The organism is Variovorax sp. 10N420 (assembly GCF_056394705.1).
Map to the genome: position 1 here is coordinate 1 of NZ_JBFTIJ010000029.1, position 9,888 is coordinate 9,888.

Annotated in this window: 7 protein-coding genes; all 7 read right to left on the minus strand. The window is 59.7% G+C overall.

The window, feature by feature from the left end:
- Positions 1-305 precede the first annotated feature (305 nt).
- On the minus strand, positions 306-806 hold the full coding sequence (locus tag AC1DEK_RS29945) for a hypothetical protein (RefSeq protein WP_478128960.1): 501 nt from the start codon (positions 804-806) through the stop codon (positions 306-308).
- Positions 807-951: 145 nt separating this feature from the next.
- Positions 952-5,199, minus strand: a complete 4,248-nt coding sequence (locus AC1DEK_RS29950) for a hemagglutinin repeat-containing protein (protein ID WP_478128961.1) — start codon at positions 5,197-5,199, stop codon at positions 952-954.
- A 308-nt stretch (positions 5,200-5,507) separates the two neighbouring features.
- On the minus strand, positions 5,508-5,912 hold the full coding sequence (locus tag AC1DEK_RS29955) for a hypothetical protein (protein WP_478128962.1): 405 nt from the start codon (positions 5,910-5,912) through the stop codon (positions 5,508-5,510).
- A gap of 9 nt (positions 5,913-5,921) precedes the next feature.
- Positions 5,922-7,043, minus strand: coding sequence for a DNA/RNA non-specific endonuclease (locus tag AC1DEK_RS29960; RefSeq protein ID WP_478128963.1), 1,122 nt, complete (start codon positions 7,041-7,043; stop codon positions 5,922-5,924).
- Positions 7,044-7,094: 51 nt separating this feature from the next.
- The gene (locus AC1DEK_RS29965) at positions 7,095-7,244 is read right to left on the minus strand and encodes a hypothetical protein (protein WP_478128964.1); all 150 of its coding nucleotides are present in this window, start codon (positions 7,242-7,244) and stop codon (positions 7,095-7,097) included.
- A 92-nt stretch (positions 7,245-7,336) separates the two neighbouring features.
- The gene (locus AC1DEK_RS29970) at positions 7,337-7,735 is read right to left on the minus strand and encodes a hypothetical protein (RefSeq protein ID WP_478128965.1); all 399 of its coding nucleotides are present in this window, start codon (positions 7,733-7,735) and stop codon (positions 7,337-7,339) included.
- Positions 7,736-7,743: 8 nt separating this feature from the next.
- Positions 7,744-9,888 (minus strand): DUF637 domain-containing protein (locus AC1DEK_RS29975; RefSeq protein WP_478128966.1); only part of this gene is annotated, 2,145 nt, incomplete at its 5' end.

The following is a 9,888-nucleotide window of genomic DNA, read 5'->3' on the forward strand; positions in this document are numbered from 1 at the left end:
TTCGTGGTCGTGGTGGAGCTTTTGAAGGTCCCCTTGCTCGTCGTCTGCTTGCCCTGGATGTCCAGTTGCGTGGTCTGTCCGGCGCCGATGTTGATGTCGCGGTCCGCATGCACCAGGAGCAGGCCGTCGCCGCTGGAGACGGTGGCTTGCGGGGCATTGATGTCGTTGCCCGCCTTCGGGCTCAGAGAATCACGCGCAGCGACCGTCCCGCCGATGATGTTGATTTCTGCCCGCGCTCCAAGTCCACATTGCCGCCTGCTCAGGTGCTCCGCTAAGAACAGCGCGCGCCCGAGCCGTCGGGGTAATCAAAGTACGCTGTTGTAGTCGTACATGTATTCCTCGTATTCGTCACTTGTCCAAATGTGCCCATCACTGCGGTCGACCCTGATTACGCCTCCGGCCATCTCACTGCCTTTGCGATCCAGCCGAAGGCCGAATTCCCAATATACCGGAGGGCACTCAGTTTTCGATGAGCGCGTCTCGTGAATAAGCCCGCCCGCGTCTTTGGCATAGCCACTCGCTAGCGCGCTGGCAGTTTCTTTCGAAATATTTTTATTTTCCCTATATTCGATAGGAGCACTAAAAGCTAGAACGTGATGAGCTCTCAGGTCTAGAACGACCGACACCATTTTTAATCTATTAACATTTATATTCAAAAAGCCAAAGTAAGATTGTTTTTCGTCAAAGGCAAAGTTTCCATCGAAGATTCGCAAAAACTTTAGTCTTTCCGAAATTGTAGGTCGAGGCAGGTAAAGATCGCAAATTTTCTGCATGGACTCATAGGCTTTCTCGCGCGATGCAATCATTTGATCTTTCACTCGGAGGCCCGGCGTTGACGGTCTTGGCAGGGTTCGAATACTGCGTCAGAGGGTAGAGAGGCGGCGCCGATCGCCAGGGCGCCACTGGGATTGGTGACGTAGATGCGATCGACGCACAATGCACTTCATTCGGCTACGGACCTGCTGCCCCATCGTCGGGAGAGGCTATCAATTCCAGTCGTTGAAGACTAGCTTGAATCTTCTCGCGCTCGAGCAGCGTGGCGCGTCTTCCTTTATCAATGAGTTCGCTGTTGATGGTCTCAAGCTCAACGACGATCGGGAAAATCCTCTCCTCCCAAATCTCCCCTCCCACCACATGCCCGACCGCCTCTACCCGACGAACGAGGGCATTAAGGCTGATCAGCTCGTTTCGATAGTCGGCTACCACTTGCCGGACGAGAGAAAGCTGACGTTCAAGAAATTCGTTCATATGTGGATCATCCGTTAGCGTGTTATGACTGTGATTACCCGGCCACTCGTTGTCAGTAATAACGACCAAGCGACCATCATTGCTCGTGTGCGCGGTACGCGAATCGGGGTACGTTGCGTCAGGCTGTGCCCGTCCGTTCTGAATCGCATCTTCAACCGGAGCTGGCGTCACACCTCGTCCTTGCATTTGATCCAGCGCGTGACCGCTATATTCCCGGCCCCCGATAGCGGCCGGTGCATTTGTGCCCCTGGGGACGTCCATTGGCGCTCCACGTTGCCCGCTCGGAGTGCTTGGGTCCTTTTCACCGCTCGTCGCTTGAGCGACTATATGGAAAATTTCGAAAATCCCCTGCACACTGGGTGGCAGGACGATTCCGTCTAGGACACCAAGCGAAGGCAACGAAGTCCCGGACCCGTACGTATCGGACTGCGCGTTGTAGCCTCCATTTGAGCCTCCGACGTTCCCACCGTCGACCGCTGCACCAGCAGCAAAACCACCGCCAGCGATCGCGCCGGCATTCGGCAGCAGGAACTGGAAGAACACATCCTGCGTGCCTGCGGTACCGTCAGAAGGAGCCCGGTCGTAGCTCTGGCTGTAGGCGTTTTCAATTCGGTCGTAAAACTGCTGCAAGTATTCCAAGGCCGAGCGCTGTTCATCCGTCAATTGCGGGCTTTTCAAGGCGGCATCGAACTGGCTGTTCACAAGCGCTTGCCGAGCTGCTGGAGTCATCGTTGCCGTGTCGGGAGCAGAGGAAGACGCCAAGAGGCTGTTCAACAGGTCTATTACTTTGGTGCCCCATTGCGAGCTCATCTGAATCGCAATCCCAGAGGCGGTAGATGTAATCTGCACTTGCGCCTGCACATCGCGCATCAGCGCATCGACGTTGCTATTCGCGCGGGCCAGGGAATTGGGGCCGTCTCCGGTGCGAATCGTCGTCGTACCCGCGATGCCCGAGATACCCGAAGTGGTCACGCTGGACTGCGTACCACTGGCGCTGCCGTACCCCACGCTGCCGCCAACGCCGGTCCCGACCGCCCCGCCGGCTGCGCCGAACGCAGCGCCGTCGTAGGTCAGTCCGAGACTGCCGCCACTGGCGCTGCCGGCATCGACGTTGATCACGTCTGACGTCGTCAAGCTGCCGGTCTTGAACGAGTTCAGGTTGCTGTCCACGGCCGCGTCCGTGCTCGCAATCGCGCCGCCCGTCAGGTTGGTATTGCCCTTGACGTTGACGTTGACGTCGAAGCCGCCGTCGCCCGCCTGGATGCTGGACTGCTCGGTGACGCTCGCATAGGTGCCGTTGCCGCGCGAGCTTCCACCGCCGACGCTTCCAACGACAGGGGCGCCATAGCAAAGGTACACACAAACGCTCGCATCGAAGCCCGACGAACTCTGATTGCTCCTGTTCGTGCTCGTGTCCTGCAAGCTCGTGATGTCGAGATTCCCACCGACGTTGGCGGTCACCTGGTCACCGGAAACAACTGCTCCCTTCAGAGTGGTGTTGCCCCCGCTATTGATGGTCACGCGGTTATCGGCATCGATATAGGTGTTCACCTGATTCACGTCCGTGCCGCTGCCGCTGCCCCTGGCTTGACTCAGGCTCCCTTCGAAGACCAGACCGTTCTGTGCGCCGTAGCTCAATCCGACGCCCGCGCTCTGGCCGCTGCTTCTGTCGCTGGACGCCCGGTTGATCGTCTCCTGCGCGGACTGCAAGGTGACGGCGTTGTCCGCGTTGAGCGTGACGTTCTTGCCGTCGATGCTGGCCGCCGTCGCGGTGATGTTGCTGTCGCTGCCGCCACCCGTCGCCGTAATGGTCACGTTGCCGGCCCCGGAGATTGTGGAGCCGATGGGGGTGCGAGATGTCCCGAGACTCAGGGAATCGCTTTGAGCGTGGCTCAGGTCCACGCTGACCTTGGCTCCCCCAAAATCACCGCTCGCGATCTGCTGGGCGGCCCCATAGGCTTGAACACCGGCCGTCGCCGCGCCAAGCGCCTGCGCCCGGCTGTCGTTGGTCTCGTCCATCGCGGTGGCCGTGTTGTTGATGCCCTTCAAAGTGTCGTAAAGCGGCACGGTCACGCTACCGCCCACGGCCACCTGATTGGCCTGGGAATGCTGTGCGCGGGCCGCGGTGTCGTAGGCCTCGTTGATCACGACATTGCGCGCTTTGATGTCGATGTTGCCCGCCGTGCCGTCCGCGCCGGCGCCCAGTGCCAGCACATCGCTGGCGGTCTGGGTGTATGTGCCGCCCGCACTCAACGAAACGTTGCCATTCAGGCTCGCGACCTTGCTGCCGACTTGGGTGGTTTCGATTTCAGCGCCCTGATTCGCCGAGGTGGTGTGGCCGATGCTGGGGTTGAACATCGTTCCCACGTTGCCGGACGCATGATAGGAATTGGTGGCGCGGCTGTTGGAGGTTGCCTCGGCGCTCTGGATGGTCAGATCGCCAGCGGCATGAATGCCGATGTCGTTGTCCGCCACCACGGTCGAGCCGGTGACAGTCGTGTTCCGTCCGCTTTGAATGTTGACCGAGCCACCCGAGAGCAAGCTGCCGTTGACGATGGTGCTGACGTTGTCCGCACCCTGTGCGCCGTTGCGATTCGTCAGCAGCGTGGCGGCGACAGAGTCCGGGGCCCCGCCCAAGGTGCCGAGAGCGCCCGGAGCCCCGAACACCTTGGCGATTCCGGTGGGCGAGCGCTGCTCGCTGACAGCCATCGAAGTCGTGCTGGTGCTCTGATCCGAGACGATGTTGACATCGCGCTTGGCGCTGATGTTGAGCTGATCCTGGGCGGCCACGTAGCTGCCCGAGATGGTGGCATCGTTGCCCGCGTCGAGCGCGACGTTCTTGCCGGTGAAACTGCTGCCAATGGCGTTGTCGGTGTGCGATTCAGCTTGCACGCCGTGGGTGGTCTTGCTGAGGAGTGATTTGTCGGTCCATTGCGACGCATAGCTCAAGTCTGAGGTCGCCCGGCCGGCCTCGATCAAAACGTCGTTGTCGGCCTTGACGATCAGATCGCCCGCCGCGCTCACCGAGGCCTGCTTCGCCGTCACATTGTGACCGGCATCAAGAATGACATCGCCTCCGGCGGCGATGACCGAACCGACCTCGTGCGATTCGGATTGCGCGACCGCGGTGGTTCGCGAGCCACTGCTAACGACAGCAGCCGATGATCTGGATTCGGTGACCGTGCCGAGATTGATGTCACGGCCCGCGTTGACGAGGGTCCGACTGCCGTCGCCGGTGTTCGCCAGGATGCCGCCAATCACGTTGACGTCGTTGCCTGCACTCGCCACCAGCGTGCCCCCGGGATTGGTCACGTAAAGACCTGCGATGCGATCCATGACGGTGGAGCTGGTCAGGGCACTCGTCGCAGAGCTGGTCGTGGTGCGCACATTGATGTCGTTGCCCGCCTTCAGGCTCAGAGCATCTCGCGCATCGACCGTCCCGCCAATGACATTGATGTCATTGCGCGCGTCCAGCGCCACATTGCCCCCCGAGATGCGCCCGCCCAGGTTATCGATGTTGTCCGCGGTGATCGACACGAGCGAGCGCCCGGCCACGGTGCCGCTGTTGGTGAAGTCGCCTTCGCCGGCCTTGTTCTTGATGCTCAGGCGGTCGGCCGACAGCAGCGCACCGGAGCCATCGATGTCCCCGGGCTGCACACGCACATACACCTGGGGCACGAGCACCTGCTGGGTGCTGCCATCGGGAAGGGTCACGGTCTGCTCGACGAGCCAGACGATGTCGCTCGTGAGCTGGGCCATCTGCGCGGCAGTCAGGGCGATGCCGGGGGTCAATCCATACTGCTTGGCGAAGGTCACGCCCGCGTTCATGAGCGCGGTGTACTCGTCCTGGTCGCTGGTGTAGCCGTCCAGGTAGCGGTAGCCGGTGAGCTGGGCGATCTGCTCGCGAATGAGTTGCAGCTCATAGAAGCCGTCGCCCAGGCGCTTTTGCACGGTGTCGGGATTGAAGCCCAGGGCGTTCAGCAGGTAGTCGCTGCTGAGCCACTGGCGATAGTCGGCAAAGCGCGGATCGGTCTCGATCAGGTAATGGGCGGTCGCGCCCGGCTGGGTGCGAAACAGGCTGGCTGTCTCGGGATTCTTTCTGCCCGTCGTGATTCCGAAGTCCGCGGCGTGTTTGAACTTCTTGCTAGCTGATTTTGGCTGATAGCCTTTAGATCGCTAGCATGCATGGACTGAACACGCGGGACAAGGCCTTGCTGGCGGCCTGCCAGAAGGCGCAGCGACCCAGCACTACCTCATCGCTATTCACCTTCAACCTTCCTACTGATCTTCTCGGCGAAGTCAGACAGAGAGACGTCCACCGTCTCCTCGGTCTCTTCAAAGTCCTCCGGCTTGTTGTAGTCGTACTGGATCTTGAAGTTTCCGTCAGGCTGGATCGTGAACTCGATCTTCCACAGTCGATGCCCGGTCCGCTCTTTCATTTCGTCACGAAGGAAGAGGGCAGCAGCAGATACTTGCAAGCCGACCTCAAGAGCTGGGAATCGATCGTTTTCTATCAATTCGCCATCGACGACCCGCCAATACGATGACTGCGTCATTTGAGCAAAGACCGAGGTCACCGATCCGCTCGACTGCCATTTTGAAACTCCGCAGTATTCAAGCACCCCGGCTGCAAGTTTTTCATAGGCTTGTTCTAACGAATTCACTCAACCCTCCTATTGGATAAAGATTCTCGGCGGCTGGATTTTGCCGTCGACGGTAGCTGTCACCTGGAAGGCGCTGGGTCGCGCACCCCCTGCCGGTGGATAGATGACGTCGATCTTCACTTCGACGTTCTTGCCCGCGCTTAGGTCTTTCCTAAATTCGTTCTCCATAGCGCGCCAGTCACCCCGATTCAATGTCGATGCTTGTGGAACGATGTTGATTCTGTCACCAGCGCCTCCCAAGCTCGCCGCGATCAGATGCCCGCCATCGTCCTTCGCAACTCCGCACTTTCCAACCGTGCACTGCTGGTACCCGTTCCTATCCATGGCGTCCAAGCTCAGCTTTCCCTCGACTTGATTCACGCGCCCGCTTGCATCGGTGACGTATTTGTGACCGTTCGTCAATTCGTAGGCGGTCTTAGGGGCAAGCTGTCCGTTCAGTGCGGCATCCCAGGAGCCCTTAGACCCTGGAGTCGCCTTAATGACGCTCTCTGCCTCTGCGAGTTTGTTGATCGCCTTAACCGCGTCGCCCGCTTCCGCGGCGATCTTCGCCTCCTTGATCAGCTTTGCGACCCCATCGCCCAGAGGACCCAAGGTGCCGACTGCGGCCAACGTGTAGTCGAAGGGCGTCTGCGCTTCGACAAAGCCCTTGATGTCGCCGATGACCGGGACGAAGTCGAGGATGATCCCGCCCAACTTCGCCGCCATCTGGGCGGCCTGTTCGCTCGTCGCTCCCTTGAACTGGGGCGACGACAACAGCTTGGCTGTGCCGCTGAAATCCGATCCACCCCAGTAGTAGTCCGGCAGCTTTCCAGAAGCGATGAGGTCGTATTGAGTCGCCGCGCCGTCAAGGGCTGCGGCCAGCAAGGTCTTGCACTGAGGTGAGCCCGCTTGGCATGCCGCCAGCAATGCCTTGTCCTGGGTGTTGCTGATCTCCAGGTACCTGGTCCGGAGTTCGCGCTCCTTTTCTGACGGACATCCGTTCTTCTGGCACGCAGCGATCTCGTCCGCCAGTTGCTTCCACTGGTCGTGACTCAGATAGTTGTTCGCCGCCGCATTCGCCCCGGCCTGTCCCGCAAGGTTGATCTGGTTAGCGTCCCCACCAGCGATTGCCGCCGCGATGCTGCTCATCATGTTCGCGAACTGAACGGTGTCGCAGGACTGCTCCCCTTCCGATCAATCTCGTCACCTACCGAGATTCCCCGCTCGACGCCCACCATCTTGTTCAGAAGCGAGAACTTCGCGTAGGCCGAGTTCATTGCCTGCCGGCAGGAAACTGAAGAATTGCAGCACCGATCTTTTGTATGCTTCTTCTACCGAAGTGAATGTTTTCATTGTTCAAATCTCCTTCCGGTCTTAACACCATCGACCACCGCGGTTACAAAGAATTGGGCTGGAGGAACGCTGCCCTCGGGATACCCTCATTGCTAATTTTGGAGGTTTTCGTTGTTAACTTTCTCGGCAAAATCTGTGAGTGACACATCGATTGTTTTGTCAGTTTCCTCGTAGCCCTCCGGCTTGACGTAATCAAAATCCATATTGAACTTACCGTCGGGATATAGGGTGAAGGCAAGACCCCAAATTCTTTGCCCTGTTTTTTCCATAAAATCTGCTCTAACGAAAAGGCAAGCCTCTTGGATCTCAAAAATTGCTCTCCCGATGGCAATGCTCGTTTTTTCATCTCCATTGAATCTGAATGTAGTTATTCCTCCGCAATTCTTATTCAAGATCGGGCAGTCGATTTTGAGCTTGGACCAACCCGGTTGCGCCTTTTCATTTAGTACTCTTGCAATAATTTTGTACGCATCTTCAGCTGAACTAATCATTATTTTCCTCACTGGGTGAAAGGATATTCTTTAATTACGCCGTCGATGTTCGCTTCAACAAAGAACGTGCTGGGGCGAATTCCCCTATCAGAGGGGTATCCGACGTCGATCTTGACGGTCACTGTCTTTCCCGCCTTAATTGCATCTCGGAATTCATTCTCCATCGCTCGCCAGTCGCCCCGATTCAACGTTGAGGGCTGCGGCACGATATTGATCCCGTCTCCAGCGCCGCCTAAGCTTGCTGCGATCAGGTGGCCGCCTTCATCTTTCGCCACACCACTGCACTTTCCTGTCACGCATTGCTGGTAGCCATTTCGATCCATTACTTCGCGAGTCAAAGTGCCTTCCACGGCGTTCACGCGTCCAGAAGCGTCGGTGACATACGTGCTTCCATTGTCAAGCACGTAGGCCGTCTTGGGCATCAACGAGCCCGTGGTGCCCGGGTTGATCGCTGGGTCCCAATTCCCCTTCGCCCCGACAGGCACCTCCACAACGCGATCGACGTCAAGCCGCTTCGCCAGCGCTGCGACTTCCTCGACCCTGTCGCTGACCTTGACGATCGTCTTGATGGTGCCGGCGCCACCGCCGACGGGCGTGTTGAGCAATTGCTCGCCGAGTACGCTCGCCACCTTTGCGCCGTCACCAGCCTCGTATGCACGGGCCAGTTCTTCGCGCTGTGTCGGCGACATGGCGCCGAGAAGCTGCGGCCAATTCTGCGGGTCCTGGACGAAGTCCCAAGCAGCGCCCAGGCCCTGTTCGACCTGCTGCTGCGCCTGCGGGTCACCCAGCACCGCCTCAAATCCTGTGTAGAGGGCCTTGCCTGCTGAATTCGCCGTTTCCCACACGCTGGAGGCAACGCCCTTACCGACGTTCCAGACGGTGTAGTCGCCCATCGTGCTCTGAGCAAGGGCAATGGTTTCGCCGCGCTCGTTGAGGTAAGTCCCGGTTATGCCCAGCACAGGAGCGTTGATGCGGATGTAGTCGGCTGCGGCGTGTCGAACTTCCGCGACGAGCGTTTGACACGACGGCGAAGACTGTCCCTGGCATGCCTTGAAATCAGCATTGCGGCTCGCGTCCAACGTTTCGAGCGTCTTGATCTCGAAGTCACACGCGCTGTCGCATCTCCCAGCGAGACGCTTTTCCTTGAGTTGGTCAAGGCGCGCAGCTTCGTCGTGCTTGAGGTAGTTGTTTGCTGCCGCATTCGCCCCTGCTTGCCCCGCGAGGTTGATCTGGTTCGCGTCGCCGCCAGCGATTGCTGCGGCGATGCTGCTCATCATGTTCGCGAACTGAACGGTGTCGATGTCTCGCCCATAGAGTTCAGCCGACAGTTCTCCGACAACAGCCCCTAAGGCGCCGGCAGCGCAACTGCCGTCCGTCCTTGCAGCGCCAACGGCGCAACCGGCAATCGCGTGCGCGATCCTGTTGGCGATGCCCTTGAATTCGTCGCCGATCCAGGTGGCGCCCGTCGCGGCAGCGGTGTCGAGGACGGCATTGATGATCCCGTCCCTCAATGCGTCTTCCAGGCTGCCGCCATTGATCGCCGTACTGATGACTGCCTTCGCAGCGCCAGCGGTCAGATTCGTGCCCAACTGCTTCATGACGTCGGTTGCACCCGCGCCAGTCGTCGGAAGCCCGGTGGGGTTCAGGTTCAACCCACCCAGCACACCGCCGGTGGCGATGGCCGTCAGCAGGTTCTTCACGTTCGAACTCGATCCAAGCTCGTCCAGTGCCTTGCCGATGTCACCCTGGTTGTTGATCAATGCGACCGCAGCCTGGCCGGCCAGGGCCGAGACACCCGCCGCGACCGCACCGCCGACCGCGCCCGAGATCGTGGCGCCCGTGCCCGTGAGAAACGCTCCGCCGCTCGTGAGTGCTACGCCTTCGCCGGCTCCGGCCGCCGCAGCGTTGCCCGCCGCGGTCCCGGCGCCAGAGGCCGCCCCCCAGGAGAAGTAGCTGACCACCACCGTCACGATGGCAGCGCCTTCAGGCGTCAAACCCTGCTGGCTGTAGTTCCAGTCCTTGTGCGCCTCCTCGACCTTCGCCCAGTCGACCTTGCCGCTGAGATTCGGATCGTTCTGAAGCTGCTCTATCCAGCCCATGCCGGGCAGCTGGGCGAGCTGCTCGATGCTGTCCCGCGCGCCCACGCCGGCCTG